This is a genomic window from Acinetobacter sp. YH12098, from assembly GCF_013419235.1.
Lineage (GTDB): Bacteria > Pseudomonadota > Gammaproteobacteria > Pseudomonadales > Moraxellaceae > Acinetobacter > Acinetobacter amyesii.
Genome location: NZ_VPAO01000011.1, coordinates 1 through 24,866, shown reverse-complemented (window position 1 = coordinate 24,866; position 24,866 = coordinate 1). Strand labels below are relative to the sequence as shown.

18 protein-coding genes are annotated in these 24,866 nt (G+C 39.3%); all 18 read right to left on the bottom strand.

Translation table 11 applies throughout. The annotated features are described in order from the left end of the window. Nucleotides 1–46 precede the first annotated feature (46 nt). Nucleotides 47–3,772: a tubulin-like doman-containing protein gene (locus FTU38_RS04695; protein ID WP_180090158.1), complete on the bottom strand. Its 3,726-nt coding sequence runs from the start codon at nucleotides 3,770–3,772 to the stop codon at nucleotides 47–49. A gap of 33 nt (nucleotides 3,773–3,805) precedes the next feature. Next, nucleotides 3,806–4,216 (bottom strand): hypothetical protein, encoded by a 411-nt coding sequence (locus FTU38_RS04690; RefSeq protein ID WP_180026586.1) that lies wholly within the window; start codon nucleotides 4,214–4,216, stop codon nucleotides 3,806–3,808. 39 nt (nucleotides 4,217–4,255) lie between these two features. Then, the gene (locus FTU38_RS04685; RefSeq protein ID WP_180026585.1) at nucleotides 4,256–5,719 is read right to left on the bottom strand and encodes a hypothetical protein; all 1,464 of its coding nucleotides are present in this window, start codon (nucleotides 5,717–5,719) and stop codon (nucleotides 4,256–4,258) included. Further along, on the bottom strand, nucleotides 5,716–7,206 hold the full coding sequence (locus FTU38_RS04680) for a hypothetical protein (RefSeq protein WP_180026584.1): 1,491 nt from the start codon (nucleotides 7,204–7,206) through the stop codon (nucleotides 5,716–5,718). The genes FTU38_RS04685 and FTU38_RS04680 overlap by 4 nt, the downstream gene beginning before the upstream one ends. Nucleotides 7,207–7,515: 309 nt before the next feature. Continuing rightward, complete coding sequence (locus FTU38_RS04675; protein ID WP_257224012.1) at nucleotides 7,516–7,722, bottom strand: hypothetical protein; 207 nt, start codon at nucleotides 7,720–7,722, stop codon at nucleotides 7,516–7,518. 100 nt (nucleotides 7,723–7,822) lie between these two features. Further along, nucleotides 7,823–9,115 (bottom strand): McrC family protein, encoded by a 1,293-nt coding sequence (locus FTU38_RS04670; protein ID WP_180108936.1) that lies wholly within the window; start codon nucleotides 9,113–9,115, stop codon nucleotides 7,823–7,825. Nucleotides 9,116–9,127: 12 nt separating this feature from the next. After that, nucleotides 9,128–12,043, bottom strand: a complete 2,916-nt coding sequence (locus FTU38_RS16745) for an AAA family ATPase (RefSeq protein ID WP_180108937.1) — start codon at nucleotides 12,041–12,043, stop codon at nucleotides 9,128–9,130. 70 nt (nucleotides 12,044–12,113) lie between these two features. Next, nucleotides 12,114–13,484, bottom strand: coding sequence for a restriction endonuclease subunit S (locus tag FTU38_RS04660; protein WP_180108938.1), 1,371 nt, complete (start codon nucleotides 13,482–13,484; stop codon nucleotides 12,114–12,116). Continuing rightward, on the bottom strand, nucleotides 13,481–15,052 hold the full coding sequence (locus FTU38_RS04655; protein ID WP_180108939.1) for a type I restriction-modification system subunit M: 1,572 nt from the start codon (nucleotides 15,050–15,052) through the stop codon (nucleotides 13,481–13,483). Before FTU38_RS04655 ends, FTU38_RS04660 begins: the two co-directional genes overlap by 4 nt. 53 nt (nucleotides 15,053–15,105) lie before the next feature. Then, nucleotides 15,106–18,597, bottom strand: coding sequence for a type I restriction-modification system endonuclease (gene hsdR, locus FTU38_RS04650; RefSeq protein WP_180108940.1), 3,492 nt, complete (start codon nucleotides 18,595–18,597; stop codon nucleotides 15,106–15,108). Between the two features lie 133 nt (nucleotides 18,598–18,730). After that, nucleotides 18,731–19,738 (bottom strand): HNH endonuclease domain-containing protein, encoded by a 1,008-nt coding sequence (locus FTU38_RS04645; protein WP_180108941.1) that lies wholly within the window; start codon nucleotides 19,736–19,738, stop codon nucleotides 18,731–18,733. Continuing rightward, the gene (locus tag FTU38_RS04640; protein WP_180026578.1) at nucleotides 19,731–20,315 is read right to left on the bottom strand and encodes a bifunctional 2-polyprenyl-6-hydroxyphenol methylase/3-demethylubiquinol 3-O-methyltransferase UbiG; all 585 of its coding nucleotides are present in this window, start codon (nucleotides 20,313–20,315) and stop codon (nucleotides 19,731–19,733) included. The genes FTU38_RS04645 and FTU38_RS04640 overlap by 8 nt, the downstream gene beginning before the upstream one ends. A 73-nt stretch (nucleotides 20,316–20,388) precedes the next feature. Then, the gene (locus FTU38_RS04635) at nucleotides 20,389–20,619 is read right to left on the bottom strand and encodes an AlpA family transcriptional regulator (RefSeq protein ID WP_180108942.1); all 231 of its coding nucleotides are present in this window, start codon (nucleotides 20,617–20,619) and stop codon (nucleotides 20,389–20,391) included. Between the two features lie 76 nt (nucleotides 20,620–20,695). Next, entirely contained in the window at nucleotides 20,696–21,580 is an 885-nt protein-coding gene (locus FTU38_RS04630) for a hydrolase or metal-binding protein (protein ID WP_180108943.1), read from the bottom strand. A gap of 206 nt (nucleotides 21,581–21,786) precedes the next feature. After that, nucleotides 21,787–22,860 carry a YqaJ viral recombinase family protein gene (locus FTU38_RS04625; RefSeq protein ID WP_180108944.1) on the bottom strand — a complete coding sequence of 358 codons (1,074 nt, stop codon included), beginning with the start codon at nucleotides 22,858–22,860 and terminating at the stop codon, nucleotides 21,787–21,789. Nucleotides 22,861–22,992: 132 nt separating this feature from the next. Further along, nucleotides 22,993–24,027, bottom strand: a complete 1,035-nt coding sequence (locus tag FTU38_RS04620; protein WP_180108945.1) for a DUF932 domain-containing protein — start codon at nucleotides 24,025–24,027, stop codon at nucleotides 22,993–22,995. 22 nt (nucleotides 24,028–24,049) lie between these two features. Continuing rightward, entirely contained in the window at nucleotides 24,050–24,328 is a 279-nt protein-coding gene (locus tag FTU38_RS04615) for a hypothetical protein (protein ID WP_180108946.1), read from the bottom strand. Nucleotides 24,329–24,451: 123 nt separating this feature from the next. Further along, on the bottom strand, nucleotides 24,452–24,700 hold the full coding sequence (locus FTU38_RS04610) for a hypothetical protein (protein WP_180110660.1): 249 nt from the start codon (nucleotides 24,698–24,700) through the stop codon (nucleotides 24,452–24,454). Nucleotides 24,701–24,866: the final 166 nt, after the last annotated feature.

Below are 24,866 nucleotides of genomic sequence, written 5' to 3'. Positions count from 1 at the left end.
GCATGAGCAGTATTGCCCTCCTTCGAGAACAATACTACGATGGGCATTATTGTAAAATTGGCGGCATGCCTGGAATTGGTGGTGGCACAGGCATTGCAAGCTCAGGGCATTGGGCAATTGCGATCCAATTAGCTAAACCTTCACGCCATACCATCGTTGCAGTGTTAATTTGTTGCTGCTGCAACATTTCAACCACTTTAGAATGTGAGTATGGTCCAAAGTTTTGCCCATTAATCGCTATATGATATTGATACTGAGGTTGCTGCAGAATGGGTGGTGGCATCGCGCCTGGAGGTGGCGGTGGAGTCATGCCAGGCATTGCAAAAGTCTCTATTGGCGAAACTACTTCTGCCACACTTTTTTTCACAAGAAGTTGTTCATGTGTTTGTAAGATACTTGGTGACATATTCATCACCCATTTCAGACGTCGACCTTTATTTGGCTCACGAATTTCATCCTGATATGCATCCTCGTCCGAATCTTTGAGCACTTCAGCCCATTTTTCCATTTCTTCGCGATATTCAGTTAACTCGTATGCACGATCAATAAGGTCCTGAGGAATTTCCTTACGTTGAGCAAGTTCAAGTAGCTCTCGCTTCAATTCTTTTGCAATTGCACATGCAAAACCGACATGTTCAACTTGTGCACCCGTTTCATTTTGAACAAGACGTGGGGTATAGACTTCACGCTCATAATGATCAACCAATGCAATTAACATGGTTAAATTCGCATCACTGAGTGACTTAAATTTGTGTTGAACTTGATCATAAATATTATCGCGATAGGTCTGAGGCAAACCATTTAAACGGAAGCCACGCTCATTTCCTAAACGACGTACATCACCACGTGCAACCGCAAATTCATATTGACCACTTGGTATCAAGCCTGGAACATCACAACGTTTTAAGACGCCCAACATCACTGCTTTCAAGTAACACTTAAAGTCATCCGCTAAATTATTTAATTCATCAGGTGTAGGCGCATATGGATGTTTAAAGCGTGTTGAATCGATATGTGTATGTAATGGTGTTCTTTCACTCTCTTTACGATAGCTCGTACGCCACGTCTCAATACCACGTAAAATGGTCAGTGGAATACCTGAAAGCTCTACATAACACACTGCACGACCAGGTTCACCTGTTTCCACAATCGACAATGCTTGTGCATTTAAGCCTAGACCGCTCGGAATAGCTCCCGTCAATTCATGTTTATATTTTTTACTGAATTGATCTGCACCATTTACACCAATAAAACATTTGAAACGGTCTGGTGGTGGTGTGAAATCACCTCCCATTTTAGCGTCGACCCAAGGCATGGCACGCTGTAGCCACTCGGTAAAGACATTTTGACGCTCCACTACACTCATATTTTCAAGTGCTTTGTAAAGTGGATCTTCCTCTTGATCATTCTGTTCAAAAGCAACCAAACGGCGTTCTGCCATACGAATGATTTTGATCAATAATGGTGTTTGCTGATCTGGATCAACAAGAACTTTAAAGAGCTCTTTTGAACCGCCGAAGTCTTTAAATGCTTCTGCTGCCCATTCACAGAGTAAACGAGGATCAATATTCCGTTCTTTTACATCTTCAGTTTCGATAATTTGCAAAGTGGCGTGCTTGGTACGAATTTGTTGATGAATTACTTCACGATCATGATCAAGACGGTTCATCATATCGATAACTGACTCTTGACCATTTTGTAGATCACCCATCACCCCATTCCAAATAGTGCGACCGCTTTCATCTACCCCTAAACTGTTACCTAACCAGCTTGAGATATCTTGCATCAGCTCAATCGCTTCTAAAGCAGCTTTGGCACGTAGATGGAAGGAAAGTACATTAGCAATATCTTTACGTAAATTATCTAATACTGAACGCGCTTGTTCTTCTTTATTGCCACCACTAAAGATACTCAGTAGACCTCTACCTTTGGTCTCTTCCAAATCTTTTAGTTGCTTTTCATACTCATAGGTCAACAAAGCGTCTTTAATTGCAGTATAACGATTTGCTGAATTTTTCAGTTGTAATGCAATCCCAGAGTTCGCATTTTCAATACGATCTTTAATTTGCTCAACTAAAGAAATCACATATTCAAAACCGCCTTGCTCATGATTATCTAAATACAGATATAAACGACTTTCGATATCTTTCTTGAGACTTTCAAAGAGTGCTTTACGACGGCGCATGACACGATCTTCAGCAGTATCTGCCATCGCATCTGGATTACGAATCACATCACGCATTAAACCTTGCATCGCTTTCCGGACTTCATTTGCCCACTGATCACGATCAATATTACTGATTTCACTAATGCGTTGACTGACACGCTGACGGGTTTCTTCAGCAATATCCACTTCCACGCCGTTCTGTCCTGAACGAAGTAAAGTATCTACAACTTCTAAATCCATGAATTCTGTATTGAGTTCACGAATTTCTGGATTTTTCAGTGTTGTAGCAGAAAATTCAGGAAGATTGTTGAATGGCACTAGACTAAGATTCATGTTCTCAGCCATGAATGTATCACGCTTTTTTTCACTCGCACGGTTTGCAGCAGGATTGGCACTTGCGACACCGAAGAATGCTTTCAGCATATCGGAAGCCAAACTATAGGCATACTCATCATAGCGCGCTCGACCAAGCGTATCTAAAGTTGCTTGCCCAAATGCTGAATAAGCACATGAATAGTTTAGTTTCATGTCACCGAAACGACCTGTCGGTACAGGTGGCGCAAACATATGAATTTTATGCTGCCGTTGGTTGACTGCAACTGAACGTTTACGATTGGCGAAGTCAGCAGAACGGTAGTCCTCAAATAATGTGTCCGCAATCATCGAATACACATCATTCATATTGTCTGTATGTTGACGAGCTAAGTTACCGGAATCAATCAGATGCACTTCATCATAAGGCTTAGAGGCAAGCTGAGGACGATCATAATCATCCCATTTTTCCACATACTTCGAATGACCCACCATCGCAGATTCAACTTCCATCAATGCCGCATAAGCATTGGCTTCAGTACGTGCCTTGTTTGCACTTGAATAGCCTGTAGGCAAAAATAGCATCAATTCAACATCAGCTGCTTCAACTTCATTACTTGCCACCCACTTAGATAACCAGCCCATATCCAAGAATGAACCTGAGCCTGTACCACCAGCAACAGAACCTAATACCACGATACGGAATTTACTGGTATCGAGTTGAAGATTGAGCTTACGCAGTATGTCATCACGAGACAGGCCTGCTTTTAAAGTATTTAACTTTGATCGAATTTTATCACGTGTTTTTGGATATTTATCAAAGAAATATAGACGTGAAACAGAACGAATCTGACCTGCACCTTTGGCAGGATCAATCCCTAATTCACGAATTTTTTTAGGAGTTAACGGCAACCAATTTTGAATATGCGGATAACGACTTAATGATGCATCATCACGGCTATATTTTTCGATATCAAAAGATTCAACAATCTTTTCATCATCGGTAAATTTCACCAAGTTGTATTGCAAATCTTCAGTTTGTGCACGACCACTATCAATAATTGCACCTTGATCTAAGTCAAAGTGCATGAATTGCGCGATGGGGAATTGTGATAAGTTTTCTAAGCGAACATTATCACTGCCCCAACTTGCATTGAGAATACGACGACGCACACGCATCATCACTTCCATACCTGTACCACCCACACCAATGTAAAGGGTTGGTCGGAGTTTTACCGTCTGCTCTGCAGATTTGGTAGCCGTGTTTGTATTGACACTTTGTGCGTCTGTCATATTGATCTCTCTAATTCTTTTTAATGTTATTAATTAAGCACGGCTTGTTGTAAAGGTCAGTACACCACTCACCAAAGCAACCACACCTAATGGCCCTAAAATTAATAAAGATAAAAATTTAACAGGATTCACCGCTGCTAAAACTGCACCAATTGCTACTGCAGAAAGAAATATAAATAACCACCATCCAGCCATGCTCGCTTTACTTGGCGAAATACGTTTTTTCACCAAACTATTGCTGAAACCACGTTTTGCAAAAAAGAATGCAATTAAAAGTACTGCGATAATTGCACCAGCAATCATCAAATCACGAGAGCCAGTTTCTTCTTGTACAGTAGGTACATTCACTTCTTGTACAGTCTGCGCAACACCACTTGCTTCATTTTGTGTTTGCTCATCTGCTGTAGGTAATACAAAACCGTTATTTGTATTTGACTCTGACATATATCCCCCTGGATGTTTTTAAAGATCTGTCTTTAATATTTAACGAAGTGTCACACTAAATTCTTTATCTATAACTTGAACAGATGCATCTGAAATGCCTCGTTTTACAATCGCGATTTCCTGTCCTGAATCACCATAAACACTTATCTTAGAAAACGGTTTTAATTGGATGGTTTGTTTCTTCAAGCCATTGACCCAGACATCATATTTTTTACGTTTTGACCCCAGTGCTAACGCGAAAAGAACCATAGCAATTGACAATAAAATCCCAGTGATTATGACCACAACAGGCCATAATGGATATTGCAAGCGGAATTGCACAGGGATCGTTGCCGTTGAAGACTGAATACTTTGAGGTGCTACAAATACATCCGACAACGGATCGCCAGGAAATAAGTTCTGCAAATTCTGTTTAAAATCTTCAGATAGACTGAGCTTCTGCTCGTACAAAGTCACATCAATATTTGCAGGAATTGTAACTGCCTTACCCATTGCCTTAAAAACTTCCCAAGACCATGGAGAAACAATTAAATGTGATGGAATAGGCACTTGAAACTCAAGCTTAGTATTGTCTTTAGTCATCAAACGAATATCCGTTTCAGAAATCTGAATCGGTGCCTGCATACCATTAGCTAATCTCAACTTCGCTTCAACACGTGTTGCAGCAATGTTGTACGGATAAAATTTATTTTTTAGATCTGCGGTCAGCTTTAATTCAGGAATGATATCTTTAGGTTCTAAATTAAACACTAATGTTTTTTGGTCAGATGCTAAAGATGCATGAATCGTAGATGAGTTTTTCACTCCTGTCGGAATGAGCTGGACTGGCTCTTTATCTAAGGGCTTCAATAATGCTGGTTGCTGCGTGAAAACTTTTTCCATTTGCCCAGACTGAACTAAATGATTTAACTCGGCCTCAGCTTGTTCTCCATAGGCTAATACATAGACCATTAATCCAGATGCATTAAAATGCTGCCCTTGCACAGGCATTTTTAGTGGGTATGCCATTACTTTATTAATAGCTGGATCTAAATGCACTAACTCATAAAATTCTTTATTACGTTCAGCAGTTGCTTCATCATTATTTGGACTATTTTTGTTGTTTGTAAAAATCCAAATTATGCCTGACTTCTTAGCAAATGGTCCTGTAATAGTTGCTATGACAGCTTCCTTAAAATCTGTGTCTGCATATGCTTTTTCAGATTTTTTCGCAATGCTCTGTTGGCTCAACTGCTGACTAACATTTTGTTTCCCTGCTCCTTGGTAAATCACTAAAGGTGATTTAGACAATGGATTACTTTGGTTAAACATTACCACTGCAACAGTGTCATTTGGTTGAGTTACGGTTTGAACCACTGCATTGACCAGTGGTTTTAATTGTGAGTTTTGATCTTGATAAAAAGGTTCCATCCAACCTGAGTTTTGTACCAAGAATGCATGCTGTCCTGCATAGCCAAAAGATGCTGAAAGGCTTAATAAGCTCATCAATGCCAATTTTTTCATACAGCAAGCTCCCACCCTAAGATGTCAGTTAAGCTTGAGTTATAGAAATACAAAACATTCTGATGAATAAAGAATCTTGACTGTAGTGGCTTTTCTACTTGAACACGATGGAAATCAATGAGTCCATCATGTGTATCTATAAATAATTTAATGTCTTGCTTTGTATCATCTGCAAGTTTTTGCTCAATACCTACATTGGTCTCTGTATCAAAGCTAAACCCAAAAATTAACTGCTTTTTCTCATCTTCAATCATTGGAACTGTAAAACGATGGGTGGATTCAACTGCGCTTGTTTCTTTCCAAATATCTTGCTTGATTTCCAATTTACCATCTAGGGCAAACTTTGATAAACCTGTGGTAAAACGAAATGATGGCGATTTTTCAAGTGATTTATCAAACTGGTCTTCAGAATCTAGTTCGATATAGCACAATGGACCTTTTTCATTATTTTGAGTTGTACCAAATTGATAGAAACTGCCTTTTTGATTATCATAAGGTGCACCAAAACGGAAGTCAGGTGTATAACTCGGCACCCATATTTTATAGATAGCATTAAGTACTTCATCATCAGAACTTTTATATTTTACAATCAACTGACCTGATGTGCCGACCCAAATAATACGGCTAGTGTCATAAACCACTTTTTCAAAGTACATTTCAGAGATCGTATGATCCAACATGATTGATGCTTGATTGCTTACATTAAAAAGCTTGACCTGATCAGCAATCAAAATCGGTATTAATATCGTTTTATTCCAATAAACAGGTGTACCCAAACATAAACTATTGGATGGCGTAACATACTCAGCTCGGTAGCTTAATGACAAACCATCAATGATGACGCGTGCTAAACCTGCTTTGGTTGGAATGTATAAAGTCTGAACACCTGCTTCATTCACCACCCCTAAGAGCTGTAAGTACTCTTCTAGTTGTTCCGGGCAACCTTCTAAACGGTGTGCTACAGCTTTTAACTCCAACCACTCCTGATTATTCTGACTCCAAATCAAAAGATTGCCATTGATTTTATTGTATGCCACAAGTTGAGGAATCTCAGTACTAGCTTTGATAGAAACAAATTCAAAAATACCTCTTGGTGGCATTTTTATTTTCTGTTCCGCATCAGCATCAATCTGTGGCTCATTCTTTAATTTTTTAAGTTGATGACTTAACTGTAATCCATGGCTATCCATGCTTTGACGATTATCATCATAATGTCGTCCCTGCCCATAAGGAGGAAGCCAATATGCTTCGGAATCAACCTGCTTTTTTTCTAAAGGGGTACCTGTTTCAGGATCGTATAAGAACTCAGGTGGATACACTTTTCCAGCCAAAGTTGGTAAGTTCAACAACTGCTGAACAAAGTGAGGGTTCACATGATTTTCAACATTTAAATTTGGCGTACTTTTTAAAATATAACCGACTTGATCATCTTGAACCCAAATTCCGGATGCCAAATTCCAAACTGCTTTATCATGATTATGAACCAAGACACACCCCTTATTTTGAGTTTCTTTTGCTACATTCTAGACATTTTTTTTTACTTTCAAACCATTTATTTAATTTTTTTTCAATAAAATTATATATTTAATTTAATCTTAACAATAATTAAATATTTTCTAACAAATTTTAACAAATAATTATTTCTTATCTAATTGTCCTATTTGCGATTTAGTCGAAATGATCTTAATTTTAGGGTGGTGGTGGTGGCAATTTAACTCATCCAAAATCTCTAATGAAATCTGGTGATTAAAAAAAATGAAGATCTAAATTTTTACCCAAAGTTACCCTAATTTCCTTTAAACTTGACTCAATAACAGACCTGTCATCAAGACCCGATCAAAGCTATACACATACGCAAAAGGACTTTCTACACTATGTCCAACTAACTGCAAATTATGATCGGATTGGTCAGTTCTAAGTACAGCATCTGCTGAACAAATCGGATAAATCCCTCTAAACTGAGTTAGACGTGTTAAGTGATTACGCTCTCTATCACGATACATCTCAAAATCAGCATGATCCACTTTATGCCAAACGATAAATCCGTAAATTGGGACCGATCTAGCTAAAAAGTAGATTTTAGTCCCAAATATGGGACTAACCTCACATGATAAAAGACTTATTAATTTTGAAGCTTTTGGGATCATCTACATTAAAAGGAACGACACGTAGTTTTGCACTAGTGGTTAGCCTAAACTCAAAGTCATCTAAGGAGTGCGTAAATTTGTCCTTCCGATATGGATAGACAAGTACAACATCACTGTCATGTTTGAGGTAATAATGGCTATAGGCAAACATTTGCTGAATATCACTATCTTTCAAACCATAACGCCCAGCTCGATCATTTTGATCAATCAACTTCCATTTAGTATCCATCACAATTGGCTTGGCATCTGGACACTCAATAAAAATATCAGGCTTAAGCTTAAAAATATTGCGCTGTTGATGCTGACAAATATGCTCCGTCGCATGTTGTGTCTTCACCGTATATTCAGGTAAGTTACGGCGCAAATGATAAGCTACAAAGTTCTCAAATAGCTTCTCCATCGGGAAGAGTAAACTCATGCCACGCCATTCCCCTTGAGTAGATACAGGCATGTATTCACCCAAAATTAACTCCGTCCAAGGTTTAATCTCAGCATACAAAGCGAGTAGCCGCCCTGACTGCCATTGCCTAAAGTCCTGCTGAATGTTTAGGCTTCGCGGTATTTCGCTGGTCATCAAACGTAGCTCTTGAGCAAGCTTCCAGTTATTGGCATCTTTGGTCTTTTTACACACCATTTCTAAGGCTGTACGAATCAGACGATTTTCAGGTCGATTCACCTCATACACATCATGCTCAATCGGAAAGATATGTTTCTTTGTCGGTGGTTGGCGCATGTATTTCACATGCTGTAATTGCCCACGTAAAAACTTTTGTTCCTCTTGTACACGGTTATAATCAAAACGTAAACCCCGTTGCACTAAACGTTCAAATGATGCAAGGAACTGTGTCATGATCCATTCATGCAAAGGCTGTTTGAAACGGTTTAAATTGGCACTCCCTGCCTCTCTATAAGGTAAATGCAACGAAACACTGAGCATTTTTTGCAGGAGCTTACGCTCTTGACCAATAACCTCCTGATCACTTTCGCCGTTGAGCTCTACATGCTTCGGAAGAATTTCAATCCGTGTACCGCATGGGGTTTCTATCACCCCAACATATTGATCTAGCTTAAGCTTTCTATGTCCTGCTAATTCAAATACTTTTGCACCGTGCTTAGAAAATGAAGCAGAGAGTTCACACAGATACATAAATGCTTTTTCGGGAATATAAGCATGGTTTAAACAAGATTCAGGACAACCTTTATAAACTTCGCTAATGAAGGCATATTCTCGGACAGTAAAATCAGGCATATAGATCCCCGATTAGTGCTTGATGATTTTGCTAAAACTAGCGATTGAATCAAATGCAGTATCGTTTAGTTGCCATATTTTTTGTTCTTCAAAGAACCCATCTGAATCACTCTCTACATTTGGAAATAATGCAGAGCGTTCAACAGGTTTAGCTTTCAACATCCCATTAGCATTTAGCACCATGTTAATCTTCGACCAATCATCAAAGAAATACTCTTGCAGTTGGGGAATAATTTTTTGTTTAAAGATTGCTGCTAAATGCTCACGAGTACGATCTTTATTTAAGCTCATGAAATTGGCATGGCCAATACAGTGATCACGGTCTAACAGCACTTCAATACGTTGATTGATGACTTTTAACAGCTCAGCAATGTTCAGACCTTCCACCTCAATATCACTCAATAACTCTGGCTTCGGTGGCATTTCAATAAAGGTAAAGCGCCGGCGCAAAGCAATGTCTAAGCCTGTTAAAGAACGATCTGATGAGTTCATTGTGCCAATGATGTAGACATTACTTGGGACAGAAAATTCTTTTTTGGAATAAGGCAAGATTACAGATAACTCTTCTTCAGCACCTTGGCGTTTTGAGTCTTCAATGAGTGTAATCAACTCACCAAAAATACGGGAAATGTTACCTCGGTTGATTTCATCAATGATCAGCACATAAGGTTTTACTTTTTCATTAGTATCTGAATATTGAACCTCTGAACGTAAAGAATTTGCGATTGCCCACTCATAGCTCTTTTGATCCACAATAATGTCACTTTGTGTCTTCAAATAGTTTCGAATATGCCTAATAGATAAAGTGATATTACTTCCTCTAGATGTAAGAGCGAATAAAGTACCTGCTGAATTACTTGATACTTTAATTTCCGCACCACGTTTAGTATGGAAAATCATTTCCTCTGTTTTAGCCTGTGAAATGAGTTTATCAATTGCATTATTAATACTCGCTTCAATCGGTGCTGATACATTATTTTGCTTAGTATCAATTTCTATTTGAGCATCTTCACAAATCTCTTTAAATACACCTGCTTTTACATCATAGCTTAACTGCCCATTATCATCCGTTTCAGCACGAATACCTTCTACAAAATCTTCATAACTAAAGCTCTGATGAAAGGTCACAAACTTAATGCGTCCTTCATTTTTATATTTATCAAACAACCCTTTTAGGTTTGTTCTCCCATCGAGTTGTTTTTCTAGTTTTTCAATTTCTATTAAATCTCTGCCTTCTAAAATTGCTAAAGCATGGGTAATGGTATTGTATGTTTTCCCAGTACCTGCAGCACCAAAAAGAATACGGTTTAAAGGTTGTTGAGTCATGACGTCTTCCAGTGATTCTTTAGCTTGCTGTTTCTTTTGTTTATTATCCAAATAGCCTTTTCTGACCATTACAAAAAGTTGTTCCACATATGGGAAAAATGAGTGTGTACCCTGACTAACCAACAAAATTGGTAAAAATTCTAGTAATGGTTTCCGTGCATACTCTTCATATCCAATACGCTTAATATTCGTTTCAGTCACGATAGGAATAATTAAAGGGTTATTGAAATCCTGATATAAGAAAGCAATCATCCATTTCAATGGTTTAGGGAACTGGATTTGATCAATTGCGTTTAAATCACGCTTCTGCACAGCATCAACAATATCGAGTATTTCTTGTTTAAGAGTTTTAAATGCTAACTCTACATCATCACCTAGTCGTTTATGCCATGAATACGGCTTCACATTATGATATTTATCATCCTTTCCTAAATTAACAGGCTCCCAAACATCAAAATAATTAGCAAAGGTTGGCTCACCTTGAGTGGGATCAAAACTGTCGATTTGAGCAATAAAACAATTGATATTTTTTGCTTGATGATAATCTTCGATGCTTAGCTGTGCTAATCGCTCAGCAGGCCAGTTCGTTAAGAATAGATTAACTTTACGTTCAAGTGCTGTGGTCTGATCATCACTTTGCTCATACCAATCACAAAGCTTTTCTAACTCGTCAAGGGTGCTCACAATAATTAAATATGCTTTATTACCCAGCATCAATGATTTAGCATGTGTAGACAAATGTTGATTCCGAGTATCGGCTTCTGAATAGACTTTTTTAATTGGTAATTTAAGTTCTATCGGTGGTTCTGCATCACAGAAAATTACAGGCTTTTTTATTTTTGGGTCTAATGCTAGCTCTCGACCTAAATCTGTCTTAAACGCGGCTATATGTGTCGTACCCGAATAAGTATTCGGATATCTATCCTTGAGATAATCAATAGCATTGTTCGCACTAAAATTAGTCGCTACTTTCTCAGCATAAATGTCCCACAAGAACATATTTAGCCAAAAGATATCTGTTTGACCTGATTCAAGCTCTGCCTTTAATGTCTCTCTAATTTTCTGAACTAAATATACGTTCTTTACATACCAACTTTTCTCTTTGACTTCTTGAGGAAAATCTATGATTTGGTGAGTTGTTACATATTCAATAAATTGATGAAATTTATTTCGATCAACAATTGTTGAAACATCTAAAGTACATGAAGCACATGCTCGATTGAATAATAAAGGTCGCTGAGTACTCCCCAATTCCGTAAGTAATCGACCACCATAACTATTCAACGCTTGATATGTCTCTTCATTCGGCTGTTGAATAAGTTTTTCTACAACATTAAGAAATTCCACATCTTGAATTAGCTTATCAAATACTCCGTTTGCGAGATTTGACTGTCCTTTAGATGCAACCCCATTTGCATCATTTTTCAGAAGCTCACTTAAAAATTCAAAATCATTTGTGGCCGTTAACTTATAACCATTATTGAGCTTTTTCTTTATTTCCTGAACTTTATCGAAGGTATTTTCATAATCTTTACGCCATCCTTTTCCATCACCCGACTCAAGATAATCATTTAACCACTGTTTTAATATCGTTTTATTCACAACACTCTCATTTCTTTAAATTTATTTAATACGACAAGAAACGCACTCATCCCCACGAGTGCGTTTTTGTTTATGCGTTTTTCTTTGCCCGTGTTTTTTTCACAGGCTTACTCGCTTCCCGTTCCGCCTGTATTTTAGCAAGCAAGCTTTCCGCACTGTTTACCCCAGTGATAAGGTCTTGATGCTGTTCACGCCATTCGGCAGTCAGTTCACCGCTAAAAGCTTTGGCTAAAATTGCTTGAGTTAGTAGATTCGCTCGTTTTTTTGCTAATGAAACTAATTCTTCAGTCCTTGAAGCAGATTTTATAAAACTCTTTAACAAAGTTACTATTTGCATTTGTTCACTTTCGGGAGGTAGCTTTAGCTTATATGTTTTAATATCTTTAATATTTAGATGCTTAATCAATGTACCTGTATCAAGAGTATCTACATAGCTTCTAAATTGTGGTGATTTAAAAACATAGAATAAATAAGATCTTACATCATAATTTAGTTTAGATTCGAAAGAAGATATTCGCTGATTCAATAAAATATCTTCATCTGCTTTTTCAAGAATACATACTCTACCTAAAAACTCATCTGCGAGTGATTGAGCTGTTAAGTTCATCAAAAGCGCACCTTCTTTTAATAGAAGTTCTGATCGTTTTTCTTTCCAAACCGTAGGTAAATAGATAGTATTTTTATCAGTCCACTTGACCTTACCTGACACATGTAAATTACCAGGTCTCAATAACTTTATACCCTGTGCTGAATAATCTGAACTCGGAAAAGATTTTCCATTCACAATATTAACTAAATCATTTACCGTAACTTCAGTCCAATTACTAACATCTGCTTCCGTCAACTTACCACTCACCGCATCCGCCAAAACCGATTGACGGAATTTTTTAAGAATGGCAGGAATGGCATCTAAACGGGCTTTAATCTGCTCCACTTGCGCAAGCATCACATCAAGCTGACGAACGATTTCTTGTTGTTCGGCTAATGGTGGCAATGGAATCGGCGCTTCAGAAAACCGCCCCTTATTTACAATGGCAATCGTTGTTGCTGAAGACTCTCTTTCAAGCCAATTCTTTAAAGTTAAACAATAATAATAAGTATATTTATAATTAATAAATTCTTTAAAGGGCACAATTGAATTAATCTGCTGGTTAGTCGCAGATACCTTTGTATTTATACCAACCTTACCCATGTTACCAATACATGTCACCATAATTGAGTTTACAGGTAGATTAGGTAAAGCCTCTAATGCTTGTGGGCTAATATGAGTTGATGTATGAAAAATATACCCCCCATTAGCGAGGTCACCCGGCTTAATAAATGGAATATCTCCTTCAAAATTAGTGGCATCTTTAGATGAAGGCGTCTTTCCTGTAAAAATATTTCCAATATCTTTTAATTGTAGGGACAACCACTCAACAGGCAAATTATCTAAACTCATGCCTGTTCCTCAGCATTCAAACCCAACGCATCAGCCAAAAAAAGTTTTTGTGTATTGGCTTCATCAGTTTGACCTAATGCCTTCATCAAGGCATCTAATTCAACCAAAGCTTGTGTTAGTTCAGACATGGCTTCACTTGCCAACACATGCGGTTCAGGTAAGTTTGCAGCATCCACGGCGTCATTGTCTTTTAACCATGAAATATCTAAAGAATCACCCTTTTGTTCTTTAATCCATTCACGGCTAAACTTACGCCAACGGCTATTCTCCAGCGTTTGCTCTTGGCTTTCTTCTGTAAGTGACCATTCACCCTCAGTACGTGGTGAAAGACCTTTCGCATCAGCACCATAGATAACTTCAAAGCCTTTTAAATGGCTTTCGGTAAATGGCGTACGCTTACCAAAACTTGGCATGTTGGTCCTTAGGTCATATACCCACACATCTTGAGTACAGCCCTGCTTTTGCATCGGGTCTGCTTCTGTCCCTTTAGTAAAGAACAGTACATTGGTTTTTACACCAGCTGCGTAAAAAATACCTGTCGGCAAACGCAAAATCGTATGCACATTGCATTTATTCATCAGGTCTTGACGAATCGCGGTACCTTGTCCTGCTTCAAACAGTACGTTATCTGGTAATACAACTGCGGCACGACCACCTGGTTTTAAGTTTAAATAAATATGTTGTAGAAATGCCAATTGCTTGTTTGACGTATCAAAAGGCAAATCTTGACGTGTAATACTTGCTTCACCACCTTTCGATGTACCAAATGGAGGATTGGCTAAAATTACATCTGAAACAGGTAAATCAAAGCCAGTAGAACCTAATGAGTTACCTAATTTAATTGCACCCTGTTCTCCGCCTATATCATGCAGTAAGCAGTTCATCTGTGCCAAACGGCGCGTATTCGGCACCAGTTCTACACCAACAAAAGCACGAGTTTCTTGAAATTTCTTTTGATCTAAATTTAAATCAAACAAATCATCTGTTTCAGACTTAATAAATGCATCAGCAGCAATCAAGAAACCTGCTGTACCACAAGCTGGATCTTGAATCACCTCACCCGCTTTCGGCTGCATACAGCGAACAATCGAATTAATTAGAGGACGCGGCGTAAAATACTGTCCTGCACCTGACTTGGTTTCAGTGGCATTTTTTTCTAATAAACCTTCGTACAGATCACCCAAACCATCAGCTTTGATGCTAAACCAATCTAACTTATCAAACTCTTTAATGAGCTGAGCCAAATGTCGTGGCTCACGTAAACGCGTCTGTGCGTTGTTATAAATAGATGCAATCAACTCGTGCTGACTTTGTGAAAGCTCAAGTAACATCTCTTTATAAAACACGAGTAAATCATTTGCCTGATTCACACGCTTACGCAGTTCCGCCCAACGATATTCATCTGGATAAATGTTTGCCAGCGTTGAATCTTGATGATCAAGTTCATCCACCATTTTGACAAATAGCAACATAACTAGCTCTGAAACATAATCACTGTAATTGATGCCATCGTCTTTTAAGACATCACATAGGTTCCAAAGTTTTTGAACAATATCATTTTGCGTCATGCTTACTACTGCTTCTATAAAAAGTTAAATTTAGGCTTCAGGCATTGTAGGGTTTAAGAGGCTTTCCAGAAACTATCCACAATGTATTTGGATATTTTTTCAGCATCATCATCCAGTACCTTATTCAGCATCTCGATCCCGCCTTGTGATGAGAAACGCTCACGTATACTGTCTTTATCAACCACTAACTCAGTAGCAATAAATTGAGCCAAGCGACGTAACCATTTTTCCTGTTCAGGATTCCATGCTTTGAGTTTAAGTATTTTTCTCAGACCAACTTCCACACGCTGCTCAAACGGCATAAGGTCTTCACCAATCGCTGAACGGCGGATCAAGGCAATAATCTGCGCAGCATATGAATGATTTGTCTCATTATTACCAAGCTCTTTACTTAATTTAGCACGGGTAAATCCAGCTTGTGTAAGCGTTGCTTCAACTTGCTTTAATTCATCACGAGTCAAATCAGATGGGCGTGTCACTACAGCTTTCATTGCAGCATTATTATTGACAGATTGATTCACAAAATTTTGGAATTGCTGCAAATAATCCTCTAAAGGTTTGTAGTTAGGGTCTTGACCTGCATAGATCATGCTATCTTTCTCAAAAGAGATGATCTGCATTTCTGCTAATCTAAACTCTTCACGAACATTCTCTAAAATACCATTTAAAGTTTTGCCATGTTCTTTTAACCATGTCGCTGCCTTTTCTACACCCATTTTGTGCAGCTCTTTTGGTAAATCTTTAGATTCCCACTTCCATAACTGCTGAACTTGTTCCAAGCTGTCTTTGAGATTCGTTAGGCGCGGATCATTTTTATATTTTTCAGCTTTAACCAAAACACGCATAGCCTTCTGACAAATTTGATCTAACATCACATCTGCTTGGCTACGCTGATTTAAAGTATCAGCAATGACTGTTGATGCAGCTTTACGTGTAGTGTCATCTTCAAATTCTTTAAATAACTCTGCCAATGTAATATTCGGGTTCACCGATATCATTTTCATGCTATTTACATTATCTAGGTCTTTAAATACATCTACTGCATCATAAACACGGAAATGCGTCTTACCAATCTTGTCAGCTCGACGTGTTCCTCGCCCTAACATCTGCTCAAACAATACGCGCGAACGGACTTTACGTAAAAAGATTAAATTGCAGATATTAGGTACATCAATCCCTGTTGTTAATAAATCAACGGTAATTGCAATATTTGGGAAATCCTGTTTTTTGTAAGATTCAAGCACTTCCTTGACCGCAGGTGTTTTCCCTGTAATCTTACGCACCATTTTTTCATCATACTTCTCGTATTTTTCCGCATAATATTGATCGAGCAATTTTTTTACTTTATCTGCATGTGTATCAGTCACACAGAAAATTAAAGTCTTCTCAACACTAAATGGATTAATATCTTTTACTATCTGCTGACAAATCACTTCATTAAAGCTATCTAGCAATAAACTTCTATTGAAATCCGCCACATCAAAAGACAAGTCATCCGGCAAGGTATACAACTCTTCTTTCTTCGTGACTGTTTTATAAATTTGGACTGAGGATCCTTTCGTATAATTTAGACCCAATGTGCCCAATGCTGTTTTATATACAACCGGTGTGTCATAGTTGACTAAATAACCATCTGCAACTGCTTGTGTATAGGTATAATTAAAAATAGGTTCTTCAAAGATATCGACAGTGTGCAATGCTGGTGTTGCAGTTAAAGCCACTAAATGTGCATCGAAATAATCAAGTACTCGACGATATGTCGACAAATATTTTTCTTGATCCCATACAGCTTCTTCACCTTCAGTCATTTCACGGTCTAAGGTATAGCCACGATGTGCTTCGTCCACAATAATGCAATCAAAAGCATCTATCGGTACATATTCATCTGCATTAAAAATTCGATGAACAAGGCTCTGTACAGTCGCAACCTGAATAGTCACTGAATCATGCAAGTTTAATTCAGCGGAATTTTTTGTATCGCTAAAACTTGAAAACAGGGTGATACTTCCATGAATCACTTCAGTTGTAAAAGCCTCTGTGGCTTGCTCCGCAAGTGAATTACGATCCACTAAAAACAGAATACTTTTGAAACGCCCAGATGTGATTAAGCGGTACATCAAGCCCGTGGCTAAACGTGTTTTGCCTGTCCCAGTTGCCATTGCGACAAGGTGCTTACGAATGCCTTTTGCAATATTATTTTCAACCGCTTTGATTGCATCGCACTGATAAGGTCGATCATTAAACGGTAAAATTGCAGTATTTTTGAGATTTTCGTCAGCTCGCTCTTCTGGGAAACGCATCCAGTGAATTAACGTTTCCGCACGATGAAAACCTTGTAAAGCACGTCGTAAATTACGGCCACGCCTAACGTCTCTAAACCAAATTCCAGTCTGTTCAAATAATCGTTTATTGGTTGCGCGCCCATTGCACGAATAAACAAATGGAATATGGTAGCTTAGGCCATTTATCATCCATGGTCCAAAATGCTCTGCTTTTTGATCTAACTCCTTCAAATCCTGTGTATCAAAGGCTTGTGCATAAAACTCTGCTTGTTCAATTGCACCATATGGATTGATATTGCGACGTTTTGCTTCAACTACAGCCACAGGAGTCAGACCTTGAAACAACACATAATCTGCCTGACCTTTTTTTCCATTTAACTCTAGAGGATATTCAGCAATCGCCATATTTCGCCCAAGCAGTGGGCGTGTACCTTTGCTATATCTATAATTTTCAGTATCCGCGATCCAACCAGCATCTTGAAGCTGCTGATCAATCAATTTACGAGTTTGTGCTTCAGTAAGGTCGAAAGATTGGCTCGCAATTTTTGCTGCTTGTACCAATGCAGGTTGACCCGACACTCCAATCACTGTTGGATTTTGATCAAATTTAGCCTGTAATACTTTCACTTGCTGCTCTAAATCAGCAATGATAGAAGCTGAACGTTGTTGCTCAGTTTGAGTTAAAGACAATAATTGCTGATTTGCTTGTGTAAGCTCCTCAACTTTTGCTTTGTATTCCTGATAAATTGAAGCATTATTTTTGGTTGTTTTTAGCTGTTCATTTAAAGCAAAGACTTCTGCTTTTAACGCTTCAACATGTAGTGATGGATCCTGTGGTGCTTGATATTTAGGAAAATCTTTTTCAACTTTCTTGAGCGTTCTATATAACCACTTAGCAACCTCATAACTTAGCATTAAAGCGTCTAAGGCATCTTTATGGCATGCAGTGACTTCATGTGCCCCTGTATTGCCTAACTTGCGTATGCGATGGAAAGCTGAACGAACATCTTGATCCAACTTTAACTTTTCTGAAACTTGATTAATAATTTCAAAATTATTCCAGTTGGGTTCAATCACAAGTTGTGAATTAATCGCCAATTGACGCATTAAGTTTTCGCCAAACTGGCGCACCTTCACCAAAGTTGCATTTGGATCGGCATAATAATATTGCTCTGCAAGGGTCAACACATCAAATAGTAACGGGCTAATTTCTTTTAAAAAAAGAAACTGGCTAAAAGATTGCTCTAAATTTCCCTGTTGCATATACCCTCTTTATCAAAAGCTAATTTATTATTAATTAGAATGAATACTATCCTAATCTTATGTTTTGATTCATTAAAATTGCCAATTATTGTTTAATTTTAAATCAATTTAAGACTTAAGTTGCTACTCTTGCTCAGAAAGGCCAGAAGGAATATCCATTTTCACGTCCCTGAGCATATGCCCACTCCGCAACCTTATGCGACCGTTCTATATCTGTTAGAAATCCCAATACAGAAATTCGATCCACAATAATCAAATCCTGTTCTTCATTCCGTTCTTTCCACTTACGCAAAAACTCATCTGAAGCCAACAAATTACTTTTCTTAGAATTACAGCTTGAATCCGCCAAGACAAAATTATGCCCCGTGTCCGATGGATACATTGACCAAGGAATGAAATGATCAACTGCATAATTACCTTTTTTCATTGGCTTATTACAGTAGAAGCATTTACAGTCCTGTAGCTCGACCAACACATTCGCAACTGCATTCAACTGGTTTCGGCTCGGTTCAAACATGAATTGTTCAAGGTTCGGTAATTGATTCAAAATTTGTGCATTACTGCTGTTCTTTCGGATGTAATCAATCCACCGTTTCTGACAAAGCTCTTCAATAATCTCGCTAAATTGGCGTAAGCAATACATCACTTGGGGTAAAAGAATGAGTTTCTTTCCGCACTGATTAAGCTGAAATATAAACTCAAAATTTTGACCATTGATGTTTTGCAGATAACGGACAGGCATTTCTCTCACAGTGCGAGCCACATCTTTAACTAACTTCAGCCACACCAATGGATCTCGTCTTAATAATCCAAGAGATGAGTAGCTTTGCCTTAAGGCAATAATGCGATTCAATATGGCTGCTTGCTTGCCATTGTTTTGATTTAGGATCAGCTGACCTTCATCATTAAACACATACGGTACAGCCTGCTTCCAATACAACTCGATAAACTTTTCAGCAATATCTGTATATTCAAGGACTAAGCTTTCACCTGTATCCTCACCTTTCTCAATCGCCAATCGACTAAGACTAATCAGTAACGCAAATTTATAAGTACTGCTAAAACTGCCAGATTGTAAAATTAGCTGGATATTTTTAAGAAATTTCAATTGCGCTTGCGCCGTAGGAATAAAATCAGGCATGTTTTTTCCATAGTACATTCAGCCATTCTTCATCACGATCTGGACGTTTATCTATCGTAATCCATTGTTGTAACAGTAAAGCTTGATCGATCTGCTTAAGTAGTTCCTGCGCTTGCTGCTCATTTAGATCAGTAAAGCTACGCCCGTCTTTCTCACGGTCTGTCTTGCCATATTTAAAAGACATGTAACACACACCATTTGGCTTTAGTGCTTTGAATATGTGCCCCATCACTTCAGGCAAAAAATCTCTGTCACAGTGTAAAAGAGAAGCACAAGCCCAAATACCATCGTACTTCTCACTCTCATTTAATTCATAAAAACTTTGTTGACGTACTTCAATGCCGGTCAGCTCCTTGGCCTTTTTAACCAGCTCGGCAGAATAATCTATTGCTTCAACTTGATAGCCTTTATCTTTAAAAGCCAGAGTATCTCGTCCTGAACCACAGCCAACGTCAAGAATCCGAGCACCTTCAGGCAACTCAGCTAAAAATGGCTGATATAGGCTTTCCATATCCACGTCAAACGTTAAAGCTATAAATTCTTCTGCATGCTTATTATAGTAGTCTATTGTTTTCATTACGGACACTTAGGCTAAAAGACATTTTTCAGTCTACAAGAAAACAAAAAAATAAGGGAGCTAAGAGCATCCCTTATTCTCGACTCGCCAACTTACGTTCAATCCATTGATGGATCTCATAAGCTGACCAGCCGATACGATTTTGAGTAATTTTAACTTTCTTTGGAAAGGTTGGATCATAATAGGGGGAGTTTTCATCCATCATTTCATAGATAGTAGAACGGCCCACACCAACGAACTCCACAACCTGCTTAATGCTAATCAGCTGCTGCATCTGAAATGTCTGACCTGTAAATGCATTCATGTTTATTTCCTCATCTCATGTTGACGAGCTCCTCGCTCATGAGATACGGCACATCTGTGTGTTTTTACCTGCCGACTTAATTCAATGCAGTCACTGCTCCCTTTAACTCCTGCTGTATATCAAATGCATTGGTTTCATTACTTTTCGGCTGCTGTTGTTCATCCGAATAAAACTCTTCAACCACCTCCAATCCCTCCTCTCCATCCATCTCAAATTGCGCATTGGCAAAGCCTTGTCTGGCGATATGGTCCAAAGCCTCCTGATAGAACCCCGCCTGTTTACTTTGCTCATCAATTTGCTTTGCCATGACAATCGCTTCATTCAAGCTAATACCATCCTTCAAAGTTAAATCCACGTAATACACCGGCTGTCGATAACTCTGAGTTGTACTTTTACCTCTTAGCGTCAACTGCAATGGCAGACATGAAAGCAAGCCATTCGAAGCCGCATGGTAATAACTCAGCCGAGCAGCCAAGGTGCGGATACTATTGAAGCCCGCTGTCCTGAAAATGAAGGTGCCAAATTCATCAGACTCATCTAAGTTCACATGCAATCGTCCATAAGGTTTGCAGTTGCCGCCCTGAGCCAATGGACATATATCTGGCGAGGGACATGGCAGTTTCTCTATCCCTTGCTGTGTTCGCCTTTGACAGGTTTCACCATTTCCCATACACACAGGTCGACCCGTTTGCCGGTCAAACATGGTGTACTCTGCTCTTAAGTTCAGATCAGGATCATTGAAGATCATACGGACAGGAATCGTCCGCAGCTTTTGATTTGGCACATTGACCCGCAGCTGCTCATCTAGCGGATGCTTAATCCATCCTTCTTTGTTCTGAATTTGGGAGGTTATGGTGAATTGGTCGTCTTTTTCAGGCAGACGTTTTCCGTTCTTTTCCACTACCCGCCCAATGCTGATTCGTCCAAGCATTGGCGGCGTGATTGCTAAACCTTTAATCATGCTGTTTTCCTCTTTCTGCATTTTTATACAAAACGGCCAAATCTATAGAGCACCCGCCCTTTAGCCGATTAATTTAAAATTAATAAAAACAAGACACACCAATGGCCACGGGGGAATATGTTGTGCATCGGTCTTTTGATCTGGCAAAGCTGTCCAATGCCCTGTTCTTTTTGAGAATGGGGCGAAGGGGCTGCTTTGCCGATTTTTTATGCTGGCCTGTCTGAAAGCGACGAATCTAAATAAATGTTGAAGCGCCTGCTTCCAGCTCTATACAATGGGTAAAGCTCAATCAAATCGGGTTGATGCTTCAAGACAGCTTGTGTATTCAAACCAACACTATCTTTGGCTTTCTTCCACACCACTGAACCACGGCTGAATACTGCACGCTCAGCATCCTTCATCATCATCTGAATCTGATGCTTAAGTTCATCAAATCGCTCCTGCTTATGCTGAATCTCTTCTTTCAGTTTGATCAACTTATCAAACATGAGATTGGCGGTTTCATTCTGTGATAGATCTTCAACTGTCAGTGGGACATGACTTGGATATAGCCTTTGGATTGCTTCCGCTGCCGATGCACTTGCATCGACCGATGGCGGTGTATCGTTTTCCACACATTCCCAGAAATAACGTTCTGCATTGATGATGTGCTCAATCACTGATTCAGATCGTGTGACCTTAAAGATTTTGGTTTCATGTCCACAGAGCAATACACAAACATGGGCTGCCAGTTTTCCTGTCACAGCCAATTGATGCTGCACCTGACACAATACATATAGCGGTACACCATCTCGCCATAATTTGGCTCCATGCTCCCCTGCAGTTTTACATTCAAGAATTTGCACTTCCTCATTGCCAACAACGGAGTAATCCAAGTTTGCCAACATAAAGTGCTTGTCAGGATCCGGATGCTGTAGAACAGCATTCACACGGCGGACCTTGGAATTGGTGTGCATGCTGTAATACTCAGCGACTAAGGGTTCCAGTTGCTTGCCCCAATACAGTGGTGCAAGACCCGAGCTCTCATCTTCAATCGACTGCGTCTGACGGCCTGTTTTGATCAGCCATAGTTCAAGCATCGACATGTAGGGGTTTAAACCGCATGCTGTTGCAGCATCACTGCTGCCAATACCTTGTTTACGGACTTCAAGCCAATCCTGATAGGCCATATCTTTGGTACTGACCAAACGTTTGGCTGTATTGGAACGCTTAGCTGTGATTAAGGGATTTATTGTTGGTTGTGGAGCTTTCTGGTGTGTTATTGGGATCATTTGATTCATTGCGACATCCTTATAAATATAGATTTCTGTAAATATTGAACGGCATAAAAAAACCATACCCAGCTTCATGCTGGGTATGGTTGATATGAGGTGGAAAGTATTTAGTTAGATATGGCTTAGGCTAAATGTATCTCAGGCAAGCAATGCCAAAGCTTGCTCTAAGCCTCTTTGTTTCAGACTTGCACCTGCACCAAACCATGCTGAGTCGAGACGATGATCTGTACTCATGGCACGACGTTCATGATCAACAAATTCCGTGATCGAACAGAGTAAGCCATAAGCCGTATCCTTAGCCGATGAAAGATCTGCTCCTCGTCCCTGACCATTAAACATGTCGAGTGCTTTAGTCATCGCTCTTCCATTTGGTTCAGTTTTGTTTTGCTGTGGTGGGTTGCTTGCCACCTGACGGTAGAACTGAATAATGTTCTCCTCAGGATCTGCAATAGACATGGTGCTGTTATTGAAGACTGCATCAAAGTAAGCTTTGGCTTCCTGCTGACTCACTTTACGCTGGCTTAATTGTTTCATTTCATACATGTGATCATCCCATGCACGCACTGAAACACCCAACTGCTGTTTCACTTTCTCTGCATCGAACTTGGTGCTGTGCGGTACTTTGACCACACCTGAACTTGCAGTTGCGCCTTTCAAAGCAATCGCAAGCGTGTTATTGCACACGACACGGATACTGGTAAATTGCGCTGTTGTTGCCAAAGTTCCATCGCAGGCCGACGCAAGCAAGATATAGCCATTACTTACATCCTTGCCTTTCAACGCTGTACTTTGACCTGTACGCGCCAATGCCCAGAACTTCTTACCGCCCTTCAAGACACCTGCTGTTTCAAGCTCGAAGCCTGATTGTTCTGTTAGATCACGATAGAACTCCAAAATCTCTTTTGGTTGAACTTCCTGATAACGCTGACTAACCACAGATAACGGTGCATGGGTATCTGAGCGATACAGCACGCGCTGTTCTTCAAATGGCATGATAATGCTTTGACCTCGCTCATTCTGAGCCATATAACTGACATCAGATGTTTCAATACGCCAATCCATTCCTGCCTGCTGCGCCCAAACTTCCAGAGGTTGATTGGGACTCAGCTGATTCCCTAAGCCATGCCAAGGCGTTTCACCTACATAGGCGATTTGTTCAATTTGATGGGCCATTGATTCGATCTCCTATGCTAGCTCAGCGAAAGTTCTGCTGACATTGGTTACAGCGGTAATAGGTCATCGTGACAGGCTTTTTCGGCTCTTCAAATACACTACTGAATAAACCACCAATGACTGCACCTGCTAGCCCACCAAGTAACGGTGATACAGGCAAAGGTAAGCTCTTTGAGATGGATGCACCAATGGTGGCAAACGATGCAGATGCTGCAAGACCTGATGATTCAGTTCCATTCACTTGTTGATTCACCACTTGGATGACTTGATCGGATAGGCAGTAAGGACAAGTTAAACTCATAAGATATACCTCAAAAATGAAAAAAGGCTTACCGCATGGCAAGCCTCTGATTTGAATGTCAGGGGGAAATAAACATTCTTCGTTCATGTTAATGATGTATATCTATGATTTTTTGGAATCCCGTTATCTGCGCCCTGAGCCACCTTTACTAAACTTCCGCATGCCCTTCAAAGGAGCTCTTAAGTATTGATCATCTTTATCAGGATCAGCTAAATAACCTATTGCTTTTAACGCGTTCCCTACCTCTTTAGAGTTACGCCTTTCAATCATTCCAATACCTAACTGATTCAAACCCCAATAATACTTTTTATGCTCAGCTTGATTGCAGTTATAAAACTGTCCACACCCTCCTGTAATTTTATCTTTCCACAATTCACCAATGCACTGCCCTAAGTAAGAATCTCGATTACGTGTTAGCGGCAGTGTAAAAATGACCCCCTAATGGCATTTAAAAACTGACCCCCTTGGTTAATATAGCGGTCATTTTGGACTGCTCAACATGTTAACTTTGGAGCAAGCAGTGACAATCCAAATACTT

Bases quoted from the DNA above. Each gene is read 5' to 3' on its own strand.
- FTU38_RS04660 (WP_180108938.1), bottom strand. From the start codon at position 13,484: ATGAGTTTAGATAATTTGCCTGTTGAGTGGTTGTCCCTACAATTAAAA.
- FTU38_RS04620 (WP_180108945.1), bottom strand. From the start codon at position 24,027: ATGGCCCATCAAATTGAACAAATCGCCTATGTAGGTGAAACGCCTTGG.
- hsdR (WP_180108940.1), bottom strand. From the start codon at position 18,597: ATGCAACAGGGAAATTTAGAGCAATCTTTTAGCCAGTTTCTTTTTTTA.
- FTU38_RS04685 (WP_180026585.1), bottom strand. From the start codon at position 5,719: ATGAAAAAATTGGCATTGATGAGCTTATTAAGCCTTTCAGCATCTTTT.
- FTU38_RS04675 (WP_257224012.1), bottom strand. From the start codon at position 7,722: ATGTATCGTGATAGAGAGCGTAATCACTTAACACGTCTAACTCAGTTT.
- FTU38_RS04695 (WP_180090158.1), bottom strand. From the start codon at position 3,772: ATGACAGACGCACAAAGTGTCAATACAAACACGGCTACCAAATCTGCA.
- FTU38_RS04630 (WP_180108943.1), bottom strand. From the start codon at position 21,580: ATGATTAAAGGTTTAGCAATCACGCCGCCAATGCTTGGACGAATCAGC.
- FTU38_RS04645 (WP_180108941.1), bottom strand. From the start codon at position 19,738: ATGCCTGATTTTATTCCTACGGCGCAAGCGCAATTGAAATTTCTTAAA.
- FTU38_RS04615 (WP_180108946.1), bottom strand. From the start codon at position 24,328: ATGAGTTTAACTTGTCCTTACTGCCTATCCGATCAAGTCATCCAAGTG.
- FTU38_RS04655 (WP_180108939.1), bottom strand. From the start codon at position 15,052: ATGACGCAAAATGATATTGTTCAAAAACTTTGGAACCTATGTGATGTC.
- FTU38_RS04690 (WP_180026586.1), bottom strand. From the start codon at position 4,216: ATGTCAGAGTCAAATACAAATAACGGTTTTGTATTACCTACAGCAGAT.
- FTU38_RS04640 (WP_180026578.1), bottom strand. From the start codon at position 20,315: ATGAAAACAATAGACTACTATAATAAGCATGCAGAAGAATTTATAGCT.
- FTU38_RS04635 (WP_180108942.1), bottom strand. From the start codon at position 20,619: ATGAATGCATTTACAGGTCAGACATTTCAGATGCAGCAGCTGATTAGC.
- FTU38_RS04670 (WP_180108936.1), bottom strand. From the start codon at position 9,115: ATGCCTGATTTTACTGTCCGAGAATATGCCTTCATTAGCGAAGTTTAT.
- FTU38_RS04625 (WP_180108944.1), bottom strand. From the start codon at position 22,860: ATGAATCAAATGATCCCAATAACACACCAGAAAGCTCCACAACCAACA.